Annotated in this window: 19 protein-coding genes; 2 read left to right on the top strand and 17 right to left on the bottom strand. The window is 37.6% G+C overall.

All coding sequences use genetic code 11. The features are described from left to right. Nucleotides 1-22: 22 nt before the first annotated feature. Nucleotides 23-1,399: an argininosuccinate lyase gene (argH, locus tag LKW28_RS05750; protein ID WP_229139401.1), complete on the bottom strand. Its 1,377-nt coding sequence runs from the start codon at nt 1,397-1,399 to the stop codon at nt 23-25. Continuing rightward, nucleotides 1,396-2,604, bottom strand: coding sequence for an argininosuccinate synthase (locus LKW28_RS05745; RefSeq protein WP_229139400.1), 1,209 nt, complete (start codon nt 2,602-2,604; stop codon nt 1,396-1,398). The genes argH and LKW28_RS05745 overlap by 4 nt, the downstream gene beginning before the upstream one ends. A 183-nt stretch (nt 2,605-2,787) precedes the next feature. Between LKW28_RS05745 and LKW28_RS05740 the strand changes: the two genes are divergently transcribed. Further along, the gene (locus LKW28_RS05740; RefSeq protein ID WP_229139399.1) at nt 2,788-3,102 is read left to right on the top strand and encodes a hypothetical protein; all 315 of its coding nucleotides are present in this window, start codon (nt 2,788-2,790) and stop codon (nt 3,100-3,102) included. A 21-nt stretch (nt 3,103-3,123) separates the two neighbouring features. Here LKW28_RS05740 and LKW28_RS05735 read toward each other — a convergent pair whose 3' ends face one another. From LKW28_RS05735 to sppA, 9 genes are all read right to left on the bottom strand, one after another. Then, on the bottom strand, nt 3,124-3,645 hold the full coding sequence (locus LKW28_RS05735; protein ID WP_229139398.1) for a MogA/MoaB family molybdenum cofactor biosynthesis protein: 522 nt from the start codon (nt 3,643-3,645) through the stop codon (nt 3,124-3,126). A 3-nt stretch (nt 3,646-3,648) separates the two neighbouring features. After that, nucleotides 3,649-4,482, bottom strand: a complete 834-nt coding sequence (locus LKW28_RS05730; RefSeq protein WP_229139397.1) for an EcsC family protein — start codon at nt 4,480-4,482, stop codon at nt 3,649-3,651. Nucleotides 4,483-4,602: 120 nt separating this feature from the next. Next, complete coding sequence (locus LKW28_RS05725) at nt 4,603-5,790, bottom strand: acetate kinase (protein WP_229139396.1); 1,188 nt, start codon at nt 5,788-5,790, stop codon at nt 4,603-4,605. Between the two features lie 288 nt (nt 5,791-6,078). After that, nucleotides 6,079-7,071 (bottom strand): class I SAM-dependent methyltransferase, encoded by a 993-nt coding sequence (locus LKW28_RS05720; RefSeq protein ID WP_229139395.1) that lies wholly within the window; start codon nt 7,069-7,071, stop codon nt 6,079-6,081. Nucleotides 7,072-7,137: 66 nt separating this feature from the next. Continuing rightward, on the bottom strand, nt 7,138-7,638 hold the full coding sequence (gene tpx / locus LKW28_RS05715) for a thiol peroxidase (protein WP_229139394.1): 501 nt from the start codon (nt 7,636-7,638) through the stop codon (nt 7,138-7,140). Nucleotides 7,639-7,786: 148 nt separating this feature from the next. Beyond that, nucleotides 7,787-8,254, bottom strand: coding sequence for a GerW family sporulation protein (gene ytfJ, locus LKW28_RS05710; RefSeq protein ID WP_229139393.1), 468 nt, complete (start codon nt 8,252-8,254; stop codon nt 7,787-7,789). A 20-nt stretch (nt 8,255-8,274) separates the two neighbouring features. Then, nucleotides 8,275-8,973, bottom strand: a complete 699-nt coding sequence (locus tag LKW28_RS05705) for a DUF2953 domain-containing protein (RefSeq protein ID WP_229139392.1) — start codon at nt 8,971-8,973, stop codon at nt 8,275-8,277. Nucleotides 8,974-9,655: 682 nt separating this feature from the next. After that, nucleotides 9,656-10,147: an RDD family protein gene (locus tag LKW28_RS05700; RefSeq protein WP_420708827.1), complete on the bottom strand. Its 492-nt coding sequence runs from the start codon at nt 10,145-10,147 to the stop codon at nt 9,656-9,658. Nucleotides 10,148-10,166: 19 nt separating this feature from the next. Further along, the gene (gene sppA / locus LKW28_RS05695; protein WP_229139391.1) at nt 10,167-11,180 is read right to left on the bottom strand and encodes a signal peptide peptidase SppA; all 1,014 of its coding nucleotides are present in this window, start codon (nt 11,178-11,180) and stop codon (nt 10,167-10,169) included. 155 nt (nt 11,181-11,335) lie between these two features. On the opposite strand from sppA, the gene LKW28_RS05690 reads away from it, so the two are divergent. Further along, nucleotides 11,336-12,133: an NAD kinase gene (locus tag LKW28_RS05690; protein WP_267497898.1), complete on the top strand. Its 798-nt coding sequence runs from the start codon at nt 11,336-11,338 to the stop codon at nt 12,131-12,133. A gap of 46 nt (nt 12,134-12,179) precedes the next feature. On the opposite strand, the gene LKW28_RS05685 is transcribed toward LKW28_RS05690, so the two are convergent. The 6 genes from LKW28_RS05685 to ezrA all read right to left on the bottom strand — a co-directional run bounded on the left by LKW28_RS05685 (nt 12,180) and on the right by ezrA (nt 20,037). Next, a complete protein-coding gene (locus LKW28_RS05685) occupies nt 12,180-13,769 on the bottom strand; it encodes an amidohydrolase (protein WP_229139390.1) in 1,590 nt (529 codons plus the stop codon). A gap of 85 nt (nt 13,770-13,854) precedes the next feature. Next, nucleotides 13,855-15,435, bottom strand: coding sequence for an acyl-CoA synthetase MbcS (gene mbcS / locus LKW28_RS05680; protein ID WP_229139389.1), 1,581 nt, complete (start codon nt 15,433-15,435; stop codon nt 13,855-13,857). Between the two features lie 170 nt (nt 15,436-15,605). Beyond that, complete coding sequence (locus LKW28_RS05675; protein WP_229139388.1) at nt 15,606-15,806, bottom strand: alpha/beta-type small acid-soluble spore protein; 201 nt, start codon at nt 15,804-15,806, stop codon at nt 15,606-15,608. A gap of 98 nt (nt 15,807-15,904) precedes the next feature. Continuing rightward, complete coding sequence (gene thiI / locus LKW28_RS05670) at nt 15,905-17,104, bottom strand: tRNA uracil 4-sulfurtransferase ThiI (protein WP_229139387.1); 1,200 nt, start codon at nt 17,102-17,104, stop codon at nt 15,905-15,907. Continuing rightward, nucleotides 17,094-18,251, bottom strand: coding sequence for a cysteine desulfurase family protein (locus LKW28_RS05665; protein ID WP_229139386.1), 1,158 nt, complete (start codon nt 18,249-18,251; stop codon nt 17,094-17,096). Before LKW28_RS05665 ends, thiI begins: the two co-directional genes overlap by 11 nt. A gap of 91 nt (nt 18,252-18,342) precedes the next feature. Further along, entirely contained in the window at nt 18,343-20,037 is a 1,695-nt protein-coding gene (gene ezrA / locus LKW28_RS05660) for a septation ring formation regulator EzrA (RefSeq protein WP_229139385.1), read from the bottom strand. Between the last annotated feature and the right edge of the window lie 164 nt (nt 20,038-20,201).

Raw genomic sequence — 20,201 nt, 5'->3', positions numbered from 1 at the left:
AAAACAAAAAAATCGTGAGCAATCACGATTTTTTTGTTTGTTTTATTTTCAGTAAAACCTTAGCCACTTCTTCAAATCCGGTTCCGCCTGCACTCTTTCGGCGTGCCACAGCCGTTGCAGGTAATAACACTTCATAAATGTCTTCTTCAAAGAGTGCAGATGCTTCGCCGAACACTTCAAGCGGCAAATCACCTAAATAGACACCACGTTCAATACAGGTTAACACAAGCTTTCCTACCACTTCATGTGCCTCCCTAAACGGAAGTCCCTTTGATGCTAAATAATCAGCAAGCTCTGTGGCATTCGAGAAATCTTTTTTAACGGCAGCCTCCATTACATCTGTTTTTACCTTCATAGTCGACACCATTCCAGCAAAAATCTTCAAGGAGCCTTTTATCGTCTTCACTGTATCAAACATGCCTTCTTTATCCTCTTGCATATCTTTGTTGTACGCAAGTGGTGTTCCCTTTAGGACCGTTAATAAACCGAAAAGATTTCCATAAACCCTTCCTGTTTTACCACGGATTAGCTCTGCCATATCTGGATTCTTTTTCTGCGGCATAATACTGCTACCTGTTGCAAATGCATCGTCCATTTCAATAAAATTAAATTCCTGAGAGGACCATAGAATTAATTCTTCACAAAAACGCGATAGATGCATCATAATCATGGAGCTGTTGCTTAAGAACTCAATGATAAAATCTCTGTCACTCACAGCATCAATACTATTTTCATAGATTTTTTCGAAGCCTAAAAGCTCAGCACTATAATAACGGTCAATTGGAAAAGTTGTACCAGCTAAGGCACCAGCCCCTAATGGAGACATATTGATTCTTTTCAACGAGTCAGTTAAGCGTTCCTTGTCGCGGTCAAGCATCCAATAATAAGCAAGTAAGTGATGGGCAAATGATATTGGTTGTGCTCTTTGTAAATGCGTATATCCAGGTGCTATTGTTTCAACATGTTGTTCTGCTCTTTCCACGATTGCATCTTGTAGTTCCTCGACCAGATCAAGAATTTCATCGACCTGCTTGCGTAAGTATAAATGCATATCTGTTGCAACCTGGTCATTTCTGCTACGCCCTGTATGAAGCTTCCCGCCGACCTGACCAATTTCATCAATTAGCATTTTTTCGATATTTAAATGAATATCTTCATTTGCGACTGAATACTCCAATTCATTATTTTTAGCTTTTTCTAATAAGGTAAGCAGCCCTGACTTAATGGTATCTGCTTCCTCCGTTGATACGATTCCGCATTTACCTAGCATTGTAACATGCGCAATACTTCCTTCAATATCTTCCTTCACCAATTCCTGATCAAAGGAGATGGATGCGCCGAACTCATCAACCCATTGTTCGGCACTTTTGGTGAATCTTCCTCCCCAAAGTTTTTTCATACTCCAACCTTCTTACTATTGTTTACGATACTATTCACCTTTGTTGGTAAGCCCCATAATGAAATGAAACCAACCGCAGCATTATGGTCAAATTCATCCTCTTTCGTATATGTTGCAAGTTTTTCATCGTATAATGAATTCTCGGATTTACGGCCTTCTACAATGGCATGACCTTTAAAGAGTTTGACACGAACTGTGCCATTTACATTTTTTTGTGTTTCTTTTAAGAAACCAAGCAATGCATCTTTTAAAGGTGAGAACCATAATCCATTGTAGATAAGTTCAGTAAGCTTTTGCTCGATAACTGGTTTGAAATGAGCCACTTCTTTAACAAGTGTAAGGTCTTCTAGCTCCTTATGTGCTGTTATTAAAGTCATTGCACCAGGGCACTCATAGACCTCACGAGATTTAATGCCAACTAGACGGTTTTCTACATGATCGATACGACCTACCCCGTGTTTTCCAGCAATTTTATTTAATTCAAGGATTAATTCAGCCAATGTATAGTGCTGACCATTAATGGTTTTTGGGACACCTTGTTCAAATCCAATTTCAATCATGTCAGGTGTATTAGGTGATTCTTCTAGAGATGCTGTTAATTCATATGCCTCTTCTGGTGGTGCAGCCCATGGATCTTCTAAAATACCACATTCGTTACTGCGTCCCCAAAGATTTTGGTCAATTGAGAATGGGCTATCTAAATTAATGGGAATCGGAATATTATGTTGTTTTGCATATTCGATTTCCTCTTCACGTGACCAGCTCCATTCACGAACTGGTGCAAGGACCTCTAGATCTGGATTTAATGCTTTAATTGAAACTTCAAAACGAACTTGGTCATTTCCTTTTCCAGTGCAGCCATGTGCAACTGCAACTGCATTTTCTTGCTCAGCTACTTCAACTAGCTTTTTCGCAATTAGCGGACGAGATAATGCAGATACTAACGGATATTTACCTTCGTAAAGTGTATGGGCTTGTAAAGCTGCAAGTGCAAAATCATTTGCAAATTCCTCTTTCGCATCAATGACGTATGAGCTAACAGCACCAACTGTAATTGCTTTTTCCTTAATAAATCCCAGATCTTTTCCTTCTCCTACATCTAAACAGCAAGCAACAACTTCATACCCTTGCTCCTGTAACCATTTAACTGCAACACTTGTATCAAGACCACCTGAATATGCTAAAACGACTTTCTTTTTGCTCATGTTGTATCTCCCTTTCGAATAATAATTCATTTGTTTTTATATTTATACATTTATAATGTATAACTTTAGCAACTCTTTCTACTTTTTTCAATAGTAAAGTGAAGAAAAATTTAAAAAGTCTTTTCATAGATAATAAACTTGGAGTATTATAGAATAGGAGCAATACTTACTTGGAGTGATAAAATGGGTGATTATTTTCATTTTGATGATCGACTTGGAATCCATCTTCCTTATTTAGAGAAGGAGTGGGAGGAATATAAAGAGGTAACACAGCAATATATTCTGTTCCAATGGGAAAATATCAGGGGACATATCCCTGATCGTATTGCAGAAATTGAAACAATGATTAATAAAAAACAAGAACAGCTTGGAAATGAACTTGATTTCGGACGTTCCTGTGAACTAAACAATGAAATCTCAGAATGTGCCTCTATCATCAATGATTTATGGATTTGGTACAGAATGAACCAAGTGATATCACATAAAAAACATCAATAGAAAAGGTCTAATCATGAAAGATTAGACCTTTTTCATATCCTTTTTTATTTCACTAACTACATGGCCAAGTTCAGGCAAGATTAACTTCTTCATAGCAAGCCTCACTGCCCCTGAGGATCCCGGTGTTGAGAAAATTGCCGTATCATTACATACACCCGCTATTGCTCTTGATAAAATTGCTGCCGAACCTATATCCTCTGTATAACTGAGCATTCGAAACAGTTCACCAAACCCGACTATTTCTTTATCTAATAATTTTGAAACGGTCTCGATTGTAACATCGCGTTTTGCAATGCCCGTTCCACCATTTGTTAGAACCACATCGATTTCTTCGTGAGCACAGCCTTCACGTATTGCTTTTTCAATAGAAGCTTCTTCGTCCTTCACAATATCATACTCCAAGACTCTAAAGCCCTCTTTTTCAAGAAATGTAATCATGAGTTGACCGCTTTTATCTGTTTCCTTTGTTCTGGTATCACTGATTGTAATGACTTTGCATGTAATAGAGCTTGGTGTTGCACGTTTATGTTCATGGACACTCATATCTTATAACTCCTTTTCCACCAAAAAACGATAACGGTAATAATTATGGGCAAAATCACTAACCTGCCGTGTGAGTTGATAATTCATACCTGCACCAATCGCCATACTGATAAGTGGAATTCCTTGAATCATTCGCTTTCGCAGAAAAGAGATTGCAACAGCTTTTACAATATGCCTTAATGGTAACTCAAGCCACGTTTCATCCGTTAACTCCTCTGATCCGTTGTAAAAATACTGATTCTGATTGGATCCGTCGGCATCCCGTGTTAGAGCTTCCCATCCCTGGTGGCGCATACGTTTAGGCAGTGTTGCCGCATGAAATACCTTTAAGGATGTCATCATTTCATATGGAGTATTTACTTCGTAACCATACGTCATTGCAATTAATTGGACAATGCGAAGATTAAGGACCGTAATCGCAGGTATATCCGTTCCAAGAAGCAGGAGTCCCCCTGTACCTGACAAGCCTCCATGTGCAAATGAATATAGGCGGTGCTTCGCGATTTGATTTTCCGTTAGATATGTTAGTTCATCAATTGTCAGTTCCTTCATATCTGATAACTCCTCAATCTCCTGGTTAAAGATCCGTGCTGAACGAAGCAACCTTTCCCTTGCGTCCACTTGAAATTGTGAGCCTTGAAGGATGGCATGTAAATGAAAGAGCCAATTATCCAGCTTTGAGAAGAACTCGTTCCGGACATTCTCAGGAATAAGACTTAACGAGTTTTCAAGCCATTTGTCATAAGTCATTTCAAAATCCGTTTGTTCATGATTCATTTGGTTTGACCATTTTTCAATTTCCCTTAAAACATTTAGTTCCCGTTCAGAAATACCCATATTCATCCTCCGTTTCCAACATTCACTATGTGTATTATACCATAATCTAATTGCGGAAAAATCCTCTCCCTTTTTTTGATAAAAAAAAGACAAACCCATTACAAGTTTGTCTTTTCATTATTATCTTGTTAAACGAATGACATCGCGTGCGATCATGACTTCCTCGTCCGTCGGAATGATAATAACCTTTACTGGAGAGTGAGGATAGTTTATAAATGCTTCTTTTCCTCTCACTTTATTTAATGCTGGATCCCAGTATACACCCATGAACTCTAATCCAGTTAATACTCGGGCACGAATAGTGTCACTGTTTTCACCAATTCCAGCGGTGAAAATGATCGCATCTATCCCATGCATACGAGCTGCATATGAACCAATGTATTTATGGATTCTGCTAGCAAACACTTCAAGGGCTAGTTCAGCACGGCTATTTCCTTCATCTGCTTGTTCCTGAATATCCCGCAAGTCACTTGAGAATCCGGAAACACCTAGCATACCACTTTTTTTGTTAAGCACATCTAATACTTCATCAGCAGTATTACCTGTTTTTTCCATGATAAATGGAATTAATGCAGGGTCAATATTACCGGATCGTGTACCCATCGTTACACCTGCAAGGGGTGTAAAGCCCATGGATGTATCGATTGATTTTCCTCCTTCAATTGCAGCAATACTAGCTCCATTTCCAAGGTGGCAGGATAATAGGCGTAACTGCTCAACTGGTCTTCCTAATAGTTCGGCTGCTCTTTGTGATACATATTTATGTGATGTTCCATGGAATCCGTATTTTCTAATCCCATAGTTTTTATAATAGTCATATGGCAGACTATATAAAAATGATTTCTCTGGCATTGTTTGATGGAAGGCTGTATCGAAAACGGCTACTGCTGGGACATTTGGCAATACTTCATGAAATGCTCTAATTCCCGTAGCATTAGCTGGGTTATGCAATGGAGCCAATTCGGATAACTTTTCTATTTCAGCTAAAACTTCTTCTGTAATGACAGCTGAATCAGCAAAACTTTCCCCACCGTGGACAACCCTGTGTCCAATTCCATCGATTTCGTTTAATGATTTGATGATGCCAGACTCGGTCAATTTATTAAGTAATAATTTTACTGCCACTGCGTGATCTGGAATTTCGAGTTCAGTTGTTTGTTTTTCATCATTTACTGAAATTGTAAAAATGCCTTTTTCAAGACCAATTCGTTCAAAGATCCCCTTTGTAATAACTTCCTCACTCGGCATTTCGAATAATTGGAATTTTAGTGAAGAACTTCCTGCATTTATGGCAATGATTTTTGACATATCATCCGCTCCTTTGTTTAAAATCACTTTTATATGTAAATCCTCGCTCTACATTATTCTATGCAAAACGACAAGGTTTCATAGATGCCTTATTCATTTAAACATCGGTGCACAAACATTTCAAGGAGAATCCCAATTTGGTACCGTTTTCGCCATAAAGTTCCTATATTCAGATAATGGAAAGCGCTGTAAATAACAAAGATGCAATCGCTTAGGCACTGGAACTAGACGCAGAAGAAAAAGAGACCCGATTGGATTGGATCTCCTTAACTTCAAATATTATTTAATTCATTGTTTTTCTTGCTTAAACCAATCATCAATTTGTTTGATTATGCCTGCCATTGCTGTCTGATTTGAAAACTTAGGCAGGTTCGCGAGAAGGGCTTGTTTTGGTGCTTTCACTCCGGGTCCTTTTTTCTGGATAATAAAGATGCTTTTTGCTGCTTTTTCATTTTTAAATAAGGATAGAGGTAGCTGAATCATCCCTTGTATGTAGGATTGCTCTTTAAGAAATGCATTTAATTCCTTAGCATACTCACTTGTAAATAAGTGATTTGGTACAAGGAAAAATAAATAGCCACCAGCTTTTGTATATTTAAGGCTTTGTTCAATAAATAGATGATGGGCATAAGAATGGCCTTCTTTAGCATGAAGTTCAAAGCTTGCAGCACCAAGGTCATTCGGATAATAGCCAACAGGCAAATCACATACCACTACGTCCATAGGGTCTATGTAAAGTGGCTGCAGACTATCCTGGTTATAAAACTGAATGGAATGGCGCTGCAGATTCGCACTCACATATGCCACCTTTACTAATAGGTCATCAATATCGATCCCAGTTGCTTCAATTTCTTTTGATTGATTTTGATTAAGGACGGTTGTTAGAAGATTTGCAGTCCCAACAGCCGGATCAAAGATACTGAAACCATTCCAGCCCACAGTAAATTTTGAGACTAGGTATCCCATAAAGATTGAAACGGCGTCCGGTGTCATCTCATGGTTCGGCTGGGTAGCCTCTTTCATTCCTTTTAACGAAGCAAGCTGATAGGATTTACGAATTTCTTCAACTGAATATTGGTTAATGTCGATTTGTGCATATTCTTTTTCGATGTGTTTTTTTGAGAGTTCACTTAGTTCGTCCTGTAGGATTGTGTTTTGGAAGAGGTTTTCACCAGTTTCTGCTACTGCTTCTAAGTATGTACATGATAATTCTTCCTTAAGTATTGTGGCTGTGTTGTCAATAACGGTAAATAGTTTTTCAACTGCAGATATTTGTGCCATTTGTTATAACTCCTTTTTCGAAAAAAAGAACCCCAATGCTAATTGGGATCCCTATAACATTCTGTCTTATTTCGCTGCCTTTGCTGCTTCTAGTGCTGCTTCGTAGTTTGGATGATTTGTTGCTTCACTTACATATTCAACATATGTAACAGTGTCGTTACTGTCTACAACGAATACCGCACGAGCCAATAAGCGTAATTCTTGAATGGCTACACCATATGCCTCGCCGAAGGAAAGATCGCGATGGTCCGAAAGTGTTTGAACATTTTCAATACCGTTTGCACCGCACCAACGACCTTGTGCAAATGGCAAATCAACACTAACTGTTAAAATTTTAACATTGCCTAAACCAGCTGCTTCTTCATTGAAACGTCGAGTTTGAGCATCACATACACCTGTGTCAAGTGATGGAACAACACTAATTAAACGAACAGAACCCTTTGTGTCTGCAAGTGTTACAGGTGATAAATCATTTGCTAATACAGTAAAATCAGGAGCCTTATCTCCAACCTTTACTTCATTTCCTAATAAAGTAACTGGATTGTTTTTAAATGTGATATTTGCCATTTCCAAAATCCTCCTTAAATTGTTATGTACAGTGTAAATGATATCTTTAATTCTATTGGATTGCAACGAATTCGAATGAAAAAATCAATCAATTCGGCTGCTTAAAGTAAAAAAGAGTCAACTGCATAACAGCTAACTCTGTCATTTCTTAAATATCAAAATCCTGTTGCTTTTGCTGATTTTGTTGATCTTGATTATTCTTTTTTAACATTTGTTGGATTTTATCAACAGCCTGGGGGGCAAGTTCAAGCAATTTTTCAAATAAATGAGTGCTTTCATCGAGGTGAAGCATTTTAACCCCATTTGCGCTTACAATTAAAAAAGCGATTGGTGTAATCGAAACTCCACCACCACTTCCTCCACCAAATGGTAGTTTGGAGCCCTGTTGTTGCTGTTGTTGGTCTCCACCTCCGCCACCACTATCTTTTCCACCCTCACCTTGTCCCTTGAACTCACTGCCTCCTGCCGCAAATCCAAAGCCAACTTTTGAGACCGTTAAAATAACGCTCCCATCAGGTGTTTCAACAGGGTCACCGATGATTGTATTCACATCAATCATTTGCTTTAAATTTTCCATCGCTGTCTTCATTAAACCCTGTATTGGATGATCAGACATAATAAATTCCTCCTGACATTCTAAACTGATTTTTTATCTGAATCGGTTTCATTGAGCTTAGAAAGGGTTGGGGATTTAAACTTCGGAACGCTCCCTCGCCAGTTTATAATCGCTCTGATTCCTGCTACCATAGCATGCCCGATTCGAAAATGAATCATGCATCTTAACCTCGTCTCGGATACGGCTATTTGGAATGAAGGAGTAATTGAATAATCAGGATGGGTCTTCAAGTTTAAATACTGGCTGATCACTCCGATTATTGTCCCCTTGATGGACCAAGCCAGTCCAGTGATAATCCCAGTATGTGCGGCATCTCCAACTCCGATATGTGAATGCCATTTAAATTTTGAAACCGAAATTTTCTTCAAAAAGCTTTTAAGTATCGGTACCAAATTGATAACCCGGTGAAGAATTATTTCTGCTTCTTGTAAATTTACGATTAAATTTTGGACGGAGAATTTTTCTTTTTTCTTTTTCTCACCTGCTGCTAAGTCTGCTTTTTTTTCCTTTTTGAACACGATACTTGGAGTTTCATTATCAATTGCGACCATTGGAACGTTAATGGTATATCGAATCAGACCAAACCAAATGCTGAATCTTATCTTAATATGGTCATCGTCCTGTGAGTGATTTGCTTCAATAAAAATAGTTAGCCTTGTTATCAAAATGAGAATGATAAAAAAGAGTAAAATTAAAAAGATAAATAATACCCATTTCACAACACTCACACCCTTTCAATGTTTCATTATCACCTACAAGATGGTAAAAAATACGCGAAAAGGGGTAGTTTGGTAATGTGAAGCCATGAAAAAAAGAGTGCGCGGACTAACGGGTTCCGTTTCCTGTCGCAAAACCCGAAAATGTAACTGCTTCTTGTATCTGTTTTTGCAATTAAACATAAGGTTAGGGGGGCAGCTTACGCACCGGATTTTAAAAAATAGAGGGAGAAATTCCTCTTAATTTGTAAATAAGCTAAAAAATAGCGTAAATAAGAGGAGAAATTTCCCCTATTGACTCAAGTAACGTAAAAATTGGGGATTTTTCTCTGCATAAGCGGAAAATTTCCCCCTATAAACCCCGAAAAGAGCTCTAGTCTGCATTTAACGGAAATATCTCCGCTTATATTAAATATCACTGGGTATTCAATTAAGGATAGGATTTCTTATGTTTCTAAGTATTTTTATAAGATAAAATGTATGCAAAATTGTAGGGGTACAACAGCCATTGTACCCCTTCAATTTGGGGGTCATTTTCCTATACAAAATTTTTATGTAATTTCGGCACAAATGGCTTTACTCCAATAAAAAATGAGCGTCAATTTCATATGCAAATTGGCACTCATTTTAACTTACATTTTTAATGTTTGTGATAGTTAACGGAACCCGTTACTAGTGGACACCCTTACTTTTTAGCATGGATAACAGTCGTATCAGATAATAGATCATGAATTCCTTGTTTTTTTGGAAGAAAAGCAACGATAAGATAGCCGATAAAAAAGAGCTTTGAAATATACCGGCCAATGAGCTCCCTAAAGAGCACCGTCATCCAGGTTAATTTTTTCCCTTCAAGAGATACAACCTTTACCCCAAACACCATTTTCCCTAACGTTTGGTTAAAAAACTTTGTCATTAATACAAAATATAAGTAAAAGACGACAGCCGTTGCGATTGCTGCTGCACTAAATATTTTACTATCTGATAATGGGATGTCTAACGCTCTAAAGGCAGGATAGATTAGGATTCGATTCATACTCCCAATTACAACTAAGTCTAATAAATATGCCCAAAAACGCAGCCAAAAACCTGCATAGCGCGGCATATTTTGGTCAACTGTTCGAGTAGAATGATCGTGAACATGATTGTCACCTTGTACTCCTTCATGTGTAAGATCCATATTCAAGTTTGTCCCCTCCCTATTCCGCGTACAAGTACATCATTCTAGGCGAATTTGGCTGTGATAATAAATGAACCAAAGTTGCCATCTCGATGTCATCACTAAACATTTTTTTCGCACTCATCGAAAACAGGGATCCAAAACCAAAATTAGTTTCATACTCGACGACTTTGATATTTCCAAGTTCGTAATCCTTTTTCATTGCATCAACCGTATCCTCAAAATATCCCAATTCATCAATTAGATGGTTATCTTTAGCCTGTCTGCCATCATAGATTCGTCCGTCTGCTATCCCACGAACCTCTGACTCAGACATATTACGCCCCTCTGCGATTACATCGACAAATCCCTGATAGGCGTTATCGACCATTGTTTGCATAATTTTTCTTTCTTCTTCTGTCATTTCCCTACTTGGGGACATGATATCCTTGTATGGCCCACTTTTAATAGTCTCAAATTTCACGCCATATTTTTCTGCAAGGCCGCTATAATTAATCCCTTGCATGATAACCCCTAGCGAACCTGTCATAGTATCAGGTGTAGCAAATATTTTGTCTGCTGGAGCAGAAATATAGTAACCACCCGATGCAGCCATAGCACCCATTGAGACATAAATTGGTTTTTTTGTTTTTTCTTTTAGGTCTGTTAGTTTTTTATGTATTTCTGCACTTTCAACGACCCCGCCACCTGGTGAATTAACTTTTAAAATGATTCCTTTTACTGTTTTATCCTCTTGCGCTTTTTCAATCATTTTTAAGAACGTCTGATGCTGATAGCCGGCAGTTTGAAAGAATGAAGTCACGTCTTCACCTGTATCCTGGATCACTCCATTTACAGATAAAACGAGAATCTTATCCATTCCTTTTCCTTCGATTACAACATTTTCAAGAAACTCTTCATTTGAAGCGGCTAGAAATTCATCTGAAATGCTTGTGAAGTTTTTTGATGCTAAATTTGTTGCGAAATTAAAAAAGATCGAAAATACAAATATAACTGCAGCAATTCCTAATGCTGCCCACCGTTTCCCATTCATTTCTTATCCTCCTGTTTTTCAAAAAGTGTTCAAAAATAAATACGTTTCAGATCCAAAATAGTTTCATTTAATTGATAAACTATATAATAAGACACATAATAGCTTTATTAGATTTAACCAGATCTATTCAAAAAATATCAACAGGGGGCATTTTTATGGAACGTCGTAATCTTTATTTCTTTTATAGAAAAGAAGATAAACTAATTGAATATGTTGAAAAATTAAATCAAATTGCTAAAGAGCACCAATTTACAGTTGTGGATGACGCTGAAAAAGCAAATATCATAGTCAGTATTGGTGGTGACGGAGCTTTCCTTCAGGCAGTTCGTAAAACAAATTTCCGACAGGACTGTCTATATGTAGGAATCTCAACATCCGGTACATTAAACCTTTATTGTGATTTCCATGCAGATGAAACTGATAAAATGGTGGAAGCCATGTTAAATGAAAAAATGGAGGTCCGCCGTTATCCAATTATTGAGGTAAAGGTGGATGACAACCCATCGTTTTATTGTTTAAATGAATGTTCCATTCGTTCAGCCATCATAAAAACATTAGACTTAGAAGTTTATATTGATGATTTACATTTTGAAACTTTCCGTGGCGATGGGATGATCATTTCTACTCCAACAGGAAGTACAGCATATAATAAATCAGTTAGAGGCGCAGTAGTAGATCCCTTGCTCCCTTGTATACAAGTCACTGAACTAGCGTCATTAAACACGAACCAATACCGAACATTAGATTCTCCGTTTATTTTAAGCGGAACACGAAAATTAACCTTGAAAGATGTTCAAGACGGAAATGATTTTCCAACAATTGGAATGGACAATGAAGCCCTTAGTATCCGTAATGTAAAACAAATTGATATACAGTTAAGTGAAAAAAGAATTAAAACCGTCAAATTAAAGGATAATTCCTTCTGGGAAAAGGTAAAACGAACATTTTTGTAATCAAATAACGAAAGACCAGGCTCAACTCCAGCCTGGTCTTTCGTTATTATCTCTTATACATCACAGTATTATCAACAACTGTCATCATAACATTTGTACGGAGAATTTCATCTGCTTGGATTTTGAAAATATCTTGATCAAGAATGGTAAAATCTGCTTTATAACCAGGAGCGATTTGTCCCATACAGCCCTCTTTTCCAACTGCGTAGGCACTTCCTGTTGTAAATAACTGCACAGCCTCGTAAACTGAGAGTCTTTCTTCTGGCATAAATACCATGTCTTCTTCTGGTTTCTTTCTCGCTACTGCTGCATGTATTCCAAGAAGGGGATCAATTGGCTCAATTGGAGCATCAGACCCTCCTGCGCAATGGAGGCCAGCACGCAATAACGTCTTCCATGCATAACAATATTCCATATTCATTTCACCAATTCTTTCAACCACCCACGGAAAATCCGATACGACAAACCTTGGTTGGATATCAAGAATGACTGGTAATTGTTTTGCGCGATCGATTAACTCTTTTCGTAAAATTTGAGCATGAATCAGCCGATCTCGTTGATTTTGTAATGGCGGGAATTCCTCAATCGCATCTAACACATATTCAAATGCAAGGTCACCTATCGCATGGACAGCGACCGGCATCATAAACCGTCTCGCCTTTTGAACAAGCTTTTTCAACTCATCTAACGAGTGAATTGCTACCCCCGCCGTATCAGGTGAGTCATTATACGGATGACTTAATAATGCAGTTCTGCCCCCAATAGAGCCATCAGAAAAAATTTTCATCGCTCCAAACTTTAGAAAATCTCCACCTTTTCCAAAAGAATAACCCAAGCGATGCATGTCATCGACGGCTTCATGGTGAACTAATAGGTTTGTTCTAAATTTGAAACCATCCTCATTGATGCTATTTTGAAATCCTCCAAATGTACGCTCAAATCCACCATAATAATTCAAATCCTCTGTATGTCCACCTACAAGTCCTTTGCTTAAGCAATCCTCAATAGACAAACGAAGGGCATTTTGTATGTAATCTTCCGTTACCTCTGGAATGACTGCTTTTACAAATTCCTGAGCTTGGTCCAGTAAATACCCCGTAGCATGCCTATTCGCATCCCTTACAATCACACCACCTTCAGGGTTAGGTGTATCATCCGTAATGCCTGCCAATTCTAATGCCCTTGTGTTTACAACAACAGCATGTCTGCAAATTCTTTTTAACATGAGCGGATTATCGGGTGAGAGTTCATCCAGTTCAATTCGGTGAAAAATCTTCCGGTCAGGAAGCTGATTCTCGTTCCATCCTTCACCAATAATCCATTCGTCTGCTGGCTTATCTTTTACATATTCGTGTATGGCATCTGTAATTTCCTTGGATGACGTCATTCCCGAAAAATCCAGTTTCATCAACTTTTCACCATGACCAATAAGGTGCATATGACTATCAACAAACCCTGGAAACATGGTATGCCCTTTTAAATTGACAACCTTAGAAATTCTATTTTTATATAGTTTTTCTAAGTCTTGTTTCAGCCCCACAGCAATAATCGTGCCATCTTCCACAAAAACGGCTTCAACAGTCTCTTTTTCCCTTTCCATCGTGTAGATTTGGCCGCCCGACCATAAAGTCCCCATTATCACACCTCCTGTTCAAATTTAATTATGTTTACTTTAGCATGAAAAAGCAGGTAGTAAAAATACTATCTGCCTTTTCTGCTCATTATGCTTTTACGTTAGCTGTTTCTGCCTGTCTGAGTTCAATTCTTCTAATTTTTCCCGAAGTGGTCTTCGGCAGATCATTTACAAATTCTATTTTTCTTGGATACTTATACGGTGCTGTCATTTGTTTTACATGATCCTGTAAGTCTTTGACTAAGCCCTCATTGGATGCAACACCTTCACGTAAGACAACGAAAGCTTTTACAATATTCCCTCGAACCTCATCAGGACTTCCAACAACGGCACACTCTTTTACAGCTGGATGCTTGACAAGTGCATCTTCAACCTCAAATGGTCCAATCGTATAGCCTGAGCTTATAATAATATCATCAGAACGTCCTTCAAACCAGAAATAACCGTCTTCGTCTTTTTTCGCCTTGTCTCCTGTAATATAGTAATCTCCTCTATATTGCATGGCAGTTCTCTCAGGGTCTTTATAATATTCTTTAAAAAGAGCCGGTGTGTCTGCATGAACACCGATATCGCCTACTTCACCCACCGCACAAGGCTTTCCATACTCATCGACAATTTCGACATTATTGCCTGGTGTTGGCCTGCCCATTGAGCCAGGTTTCATTTCCATTCCTTTTAAAACACCAACTAATAACGTATTTTCTGTTTGTCCATATCCGTCACGAACTTCTACATTAAATACTCTTTTGAATGTATCAATTACTTCGCGATTTAAAGGCTCTCCAGCCGAAACAGCACTATGTAAATCAGGCAGTGAGTAATCAGAAAGATTTTCCGCCTTTGCCATGATTCGATATTCGGTTGGTGTACAACATAAGACATTGATTTTATTAGCACTTAACAATTCTAAATATTTATTTGGATCGAACTTGCCGAAATATACAAATCCAGTTGCCCCGCTTCCCAGTACGGAAAGGAATGGGCTCCAAATCCATTTTTGCCAACCAGGACCTGCCGTAGCCCAAACAGTATCAGATTCACTGATGCTTAACCAGAATGGTGCAGCTGTTTTTAAATGCGCATATGCCCATCCATGGGTATGAACAACACCTTTTGGATTTCCAGTTGTCCCAGATGTGTAGGATAAAAAGGCCATGTCATCCCTGCTAGTTTCGACTGGATTTAGTTTGTCAGATTGGTTATGCATGTTCTCTTCTAAGGAAAGCCAACCGTCTACATTGTCACCCACCGCAAACTTTTGAATATGCTCGATCTTTTCAATGGATGAAAATTGTTCACAATATGGATGGTAGCTGATTATTGCTTTAACATCCCCATGATTGATTCTGTATTGAAGGTCCTTCGCACGGAGCATTTCAGAGCTCGGGATGACAACTAATCCTGCTTTCAATGCGCCTAAATAAACCATATATGCCTCAACAAGGCGTGGAACGATAACTAAGACTTTATCACCTTTTTTAAGGCCGTTGTTAATCAAGGTATTTCCAATTCGATTTACTTTTTTGAAGAGGTCCACGTATGTGATTTCCTTTTTAGTGCCCTGCTCATCTTCCCATTTTAAGGCAACTTTTATTGGGTCATTTGCGTACTTTTCAATTTCCTTAACAAGGTTATACTTTGCAGGTGCAATTAATTCTTCTCTTTTCACAATCATTCCTCCTCCGATTTTATAGTCTAATTATATAAAAGATTTCAAAAAATTTGGAGGTTTTTTGTGAAGTTTTTATGACCAGGTTATAACATCTGATTCCAATTACAGTTTTAAAACTAAAAAAGGACGGGGATTAGCCCGTCCTTGTAGCCATTTATATTATTTTTTTAGAAGTTTCCTCCGCCCATATGTGATTGAGCGTAAGATACTAAACGCTTAGTGATTTCTCCACCAACAGATCCGTTAGCACGAGAAGTTGTATCAGCACCAAGGTTTACACCAAATTCAGATGCGATTTCAAGTTTCATTTGATCGATAGCTTGTTGTGCACCTGCTACTAGAAGTTGGTTGCTATTGTTGTTTGCCATGTGATTTCACCTCCTTGTGAGTATAGAATGTGTAAAATCACAAAGCAAAATACATTTAAACCATTGGTAAATGTTCACAACAAAAGCATGATTTTCTATTAAAAGAGATCTTCGATTTCTTCTTTCTTTGAGAGGTCTAGTGTAAGAACTTCGGTTTCATTGACTGCTTTTTCAATAAGACTTTCAAAATCAGTGTAGCTTTCATAATGAGTAACTTTTTCAAGTCTTGGTCTTGTTTTTGGTGCTGCCGGAGTAAAGATGGTACAGCAGTCCTCAAATGGTCGAATTGAAATATCATGTGTATTGATTTCCTTTGCCATATCAATGATATGAAACTTATCAACAGTAACAAGTGGTCGGATAATCGGGGTATTCGTGACATTGTTGATAACATGCATACTTTCTAAAGTCTGACTTGCCACTTGCCCTAGGCTTTCCCCAGTTACAATTGCTAGCGCATTGCGCCTTCTTCTAATCTCGTCGGTAATTCGAAGCATCATCCGGCGGGTTGATATTAGCGAATAGTTTTCCGGAATTTGCCTCCCTATTGTTGTCTGAATTTCGGTAAATGGCACGATATGCAGCTTTATGGTTCCGGAAAAATCCGAAAGTTGCTGTGCAAGGTCGATCACCTTTTGGCGTGCCCGTTCACTTGTATATGGAGGACTATGAAAATGTACAGCTTCAATTGTTAAGCCCCTTTTCATGGCTAAATAACCAGCTACTGGGCTATCAAAACCACCTGAAAGCATGAGCATGGCTTTCCCGCTTGATCCAACCGGAAGTCCACCTAAACCAATCTCATCTTTAAAGGTAATGTATGTTGCTTCCTTACGAACCTCAACACGCATATTAATATCGGGGGTATGCACATTTACATAGATTCCCTTAACATTCTTTAAAATATGTGATCCTAATTCATCATTTAACTGATTGGAATCAAGTGGAAAGTTTTTATCTGAACGTTTAGTCGAAACTTTGAAAGATTTTCCTTCATGTTCCATTTGTTTGAACGCTGCAAGTACGCCCTCTTTAATCTTTTCAATTTCACTCTCAACCTTTAAAGCTAAGCTAAAGGACTGAATCCCGATGATATTTTTAAGAACTTCTACAATTCCCTCATGGGGTTCTCCATTAAGCTTTATATAAATACGGTCCCTTGTTTTTTCAAATGAAAGGCCTCTGTATTCCGGAAGTTTTCTGACAATACTATTTAAAAGTTTATTTATAAACAGATTACGATTTCGACCTTTTGTTGTGATTTCGCCAAATCGTATTAAAATGTGATCATATTCCATCTTTGTCCCCCATATCATTTTGTAATTTCTGTAATGAATTTTCAATCGCATTTATTAAAATCGGAACTTCTTCTACTTGATTTTGATGGGATAGGCTAATTCGAATTGAACTATCCGCTTGAACCTTCGGCACACCCATTGCAAGTAATGTTTTACTTGGTTCATTTTTTTTTGATGAACATGCAGAGGTAGTGGAAACGTAAATTTCCTTTTCCTCCAATAAATGCACAAATACCTCGGGCTTTAACCCCTCGATTGAAAAGTTAATAATATGTGGTGCACTGCTTTCCATAGGAGTGTGAATCTTAACCCCATTTAGCTGCGATAATTTTTCAGCAATGGTTCTTTTTAGATTTGTGAGATGACTGATATGAACATCTCTATTCTCTATTGTTAACCTTAACGCTTTCGCAAGGGCTACAAAGCCAGCAATATTTTCTGTACCCGCCCTTTTTTGCAATTCTTGATCCCCGCCAGCGATTAAGGATTTCATTCGTATACCTTGACGGACGAAAAGCACTCCAGTTCCTTTCAGTCCATTAAACTTATGCCCAGAAATCGTACATAAATCAAGTTTCGTCTTATTAAAATCTAAATGTGTTTTACCGATTCCTTGTACATGGTCAACATGATAAATAATTTTCGGATACTTTTCTAATAGATTGCCTATTTCCTCGATTGGCTGGATTGTCCCAACTTCATTATTCACATGAATAATCGAAACAAGAATTGTATCTTCGCGGATCGCATTTTTTAAGTTTTTAATTGATATAACACCATTTTCATCAACCGGGAGATAGGTTATTTCAAATCCAAGGTCTGTCAATTGTTTGCATGCTTCGCTTACAGAAGGATGCTCAATGGATGTTGTAATAATATGTTTGCCTCGATTTTGATATTGTAAAGCGATCCCCTTTACAGCAAAATTATTCCCTTCTGACCCACCTGATGTAAAAATGATTTCCTGTGGCTTTACATGTAAAAGGGATGCAATTTGTGTGCGTGAGTGACTTAAAAGCTTTTCGGCTTGTCCACCAATTCCATGTAAGGATGAGGGATTGCCAAAATAATTTGTTGCGACCTTTATATAGGAATCAATTACATCATCAAATGGTTTTGTTGTTGCACTATTATCTAAATAAATCATCTGAATTCCCCTAAACTAAACATTATTTGCATCAAAATCATAACATAAATTGATTGAATTAAAAAAGACCTCAATTTGTGAGGTCCTTAATTCATTCATTTTCGTCTTCAAGTAATACTTCAATTTTCTTTAGTGCTCCGGGATCCACATCTTCAATTGCAGTTGCTGCTTGCTCTAATGCAAGTGCATACTCAAAATTTCTAAAGGAACTTTCAGCTTCAAGTAAACTTACCGCAATTTTAGGATTTCGGCTACGATATCGATTACCATATTGAATAACTTTTTCTGCAAGATATACTTGCTCGATCATTTCTTCTGTATTCTTATGTGTTTGTGAAATTAAATCAAGTGCATTTTGTAAAGCCTGATTCACGGTATTCATATTTAATGGTTTTTCTTCAAGCGTTGACATAACTTGCGTTAAAGATAATTTCGATTCGGACATAAGCTCAGAGTACTTAATCGGCAATCCTGGGATATTGCTTTTTGAAATAAGGCGTTTTGCATCAGCAAGTTGTTTCTTCATTTCCATAATTTGTTCTCTTGCATGCAACTCATCCTTACGAAGGGTTTTAAGCATTTCTGAGTATTGTAAATGCTCTTCCTTCACATCTTGGATCTTTCCGTAAACTTCTTCAAGTTCATTTCTAATTAAAGAATAGGCAATTTGGTCTTCCTCAAGCTTTGCTTGAATCGAAATATATTGTTTCACTATTTGCTTGATTTGTTTTACGATATTGCGGTGTCGCTCAAGATCTTGTTCATTCACATGATAGCTTTGCTGTACAAAAGATGTTTCTTCCCCAGTGCCTTTACTGCCTTCGATCAAGTCTTCAAGGTCCTGTTCTATTTTTTCAACTTCATTTTTAACAAACTGATTCGCCTTTACTTCCGCTTCAAGTAAATCATAGATTGTATCAAGTGATTCCCGTGTTTCATCCAATCCTTTTTTAACATCTTCGAGCTTAAGTTCCTCAATAAAAGCAATATATTGAGTCAATTGCTCTCTCATTCTGTCGATCTCTTTTTCAATTTGGTGATGTTCCAGTGAATAACCTTCCTGTTCCATTTGGCTATAACCTTCTGAAATCTCATTTAATTGATTTGGAATCATGCTAAGACACTCATGCAGCAGATGGGGAATTTCATCCATCTGTTTTTTTATTACGCTAAGAGCATCCTTAATGAGAAGTACTATTTCTCTTGCCTCAAAGTAATTTCCATTAGTGGTAGCCTCTTCAAATTCCTTGAATTTCCCATAAATACCTTCTAGATTTGTTTCAAGCTGTTTTTCCGCACAACCAAATGTATGTCGATGTGCAAGTAAATTCTTTTTTAATTCACGATATAATTGATTTAACTCATCAACCTCTACGCGATTTTTTTCTTCACTGCCAACCAAATCTTTTAGTTCATCTAAGATAATCACAATATTACTTTCAGCATCATTCAGAATGGCTTCAATTTGTGCAAGTACACGTTTCGCTTTGCCAAAACGATATTTATCAGCTAAATCTTCTGCATCAAATAATAGTTCTTCGACATCAGGCAGTGCAACGGTGACAATTTCATCCCACTGCTTTCGCCAGCGTTCAAATAATTCCTCAGTTTGACCTGTCATGTTAAGATCCTTTACCTTGGCTATTTCATCGGTAACTGGCCGATTCATCATATCTATTTTCCAGGCCTCTAGCCGGTCAACATCTTTATATATCCTTTTCCTCGAATAAAATCCAAAAATGGCAACTATACCTACTACTACGATTATGCCGATTATGATTTCCATAATGTGGCCTCCTTGCTCCCTCAATCATTCTCAATCTATACTTTTATGTATTATTATCATAAATTTTTTTGAAATGTTTTTTTAATGTATTTATGATACCATGTAAACGACAATTTTTGACTAAAACTTTTAAAATTTTTTACAAATTTTATAGATAAATGGGG

It is taken from the genome of Bacillus sp. REN16 (assembly GCF_020731355.1).
GTDB lineage: Bacteria > Bacillota > Bacilli > Bacillales > Bacillaceae_L > Ferdinandcohnia.
This window is presented reverse-complemented; position numbering and strand designations above follow the sequence as displayed.

What these genes read in the sequence shown, in the direction of transcription:
- LKW28_RS05730 (WP_229139397.1), bottom strand. Translation starts at nt 4,482, where the DNA reads ATGGGTATTTCTGAACGGGAACTAAATGTTTTAAGGGAAATTGAAAAA.
- LKW28_RS05720 (WP_229139395.1), bottom strand. Translation starts at nt 7,071, where the DNA reads ATGGCACAAATATCTGCAGTTGAAAAACTATTTACCGTTATTGACAAC.
- LKW28_RS05685 (WP_229139390.1), bottom strand. Translation starts at nt 13,769, where the DNA reads ATGGGGACTTTATGGTCGGGCGGCCAAATCTACACGATGGAAAGGGAA.
- LKW28_RS05745 (WP_229139400.1), bottom strand. Translation starts at nt 2,604, where the DNA reads ATGAGCAAAAAGAAAGTCGTTTTAGCATATTCAGGTGGTCTTGATACA.
- LKW28_RS05665 (WP_229139386.1), bottom strand. Translation starts at nt 18,251, where the DNA reads ATGATTTATTTAGATAATAGTGCAACAACAAAACCATTTGATGATGTA.
- LKW28_RS05735 (WP_229139398.1), bottom strand. Translation starts at nt 3,645, where the DNA reads ATGAGTGTCCATGAACATAAACGTGCAACACCAAGCTCTATTACATGC.
- thiI (WP_229139387.1), bottom strand. Translation starts at nt 17,104, where the DNA reads ATGGAATATGATCACATTTTAATACGATTTGGCGAAATCACAACAAAA.
- sppA (WP_229139391.1), bottom strand. Translation starts at nt 11,180, where the DNA reads ATGAATGGGAAACGGTGGGCAGCATTAGGAATTGCTGCAGTTATATTT.
- tpx (WP_229139394.1), bottom strand. Translation starts at nt 7,638, where the DNA reads ATGGCAAATATCACATTTAAAAACAATCCAGTTACTTTATTAGGAAAT.
- LKW28_RS05700 (WP_420708827.1), bottom strand. Translation starts at nt 10,147, where the DNA reads ATGGATCTTACACATGAAGGAGTACAAGGTGACAATCATGTTCACGAT.
- LKW28_RS05690 (WP_267497898.1), top strand. Translation starts at nt 11,336, where the DNA reads ATGGAACGTCGTAATCTTTATTTCTTTTATAGAAAAGAAGATAAACTA.
- LKW28_RS05725 (WP_229139396.1), bottom strand. Translation starts at nt 5,790, where the DNA reads ATGTCAAAAATCATTGCCATAAATGCAGGAAGTTCTTCACTAAAATTC.
- argH (WP_229139401.1), bottom strand. Translation starts at nt 1,399, where the DNA reads ATGAAAAAACTTTGGGGAGGAAGATTCACCAAAAGTGCCGAACAATGG.
- ezrA (WP_229139385.1), bottom strand. Translation starts at nt 20,037, where the DNA reads ATGGAAATCATAATCGGCATAATCGTAGTAGTAGGTATAGTTGCCATT.
- ytfJ (WP_229139393.1), bottom strand. Translation starts at nt 8,254, where the DNA reads ATGTCTGATCATCCAATACAGGGTTTAATGAAGACAGCGATGGAAAAT.
- LKW28_RS05740 (WP_229139399.1), top strand. Translation starts at nt 2,788, where the DNA reads ATGGGTGATTATTTTCATTTTGATGATCGACTTGGAATCCATCTTCCT.
- LKW28_RS05675 (WP_229139388.1), bottom strand. Translation starts at nt 15,806, where the DNA reads ATGGCAAACAACAATAGCAACCAACTTCTAGTAGCAGGTGCACAACAA.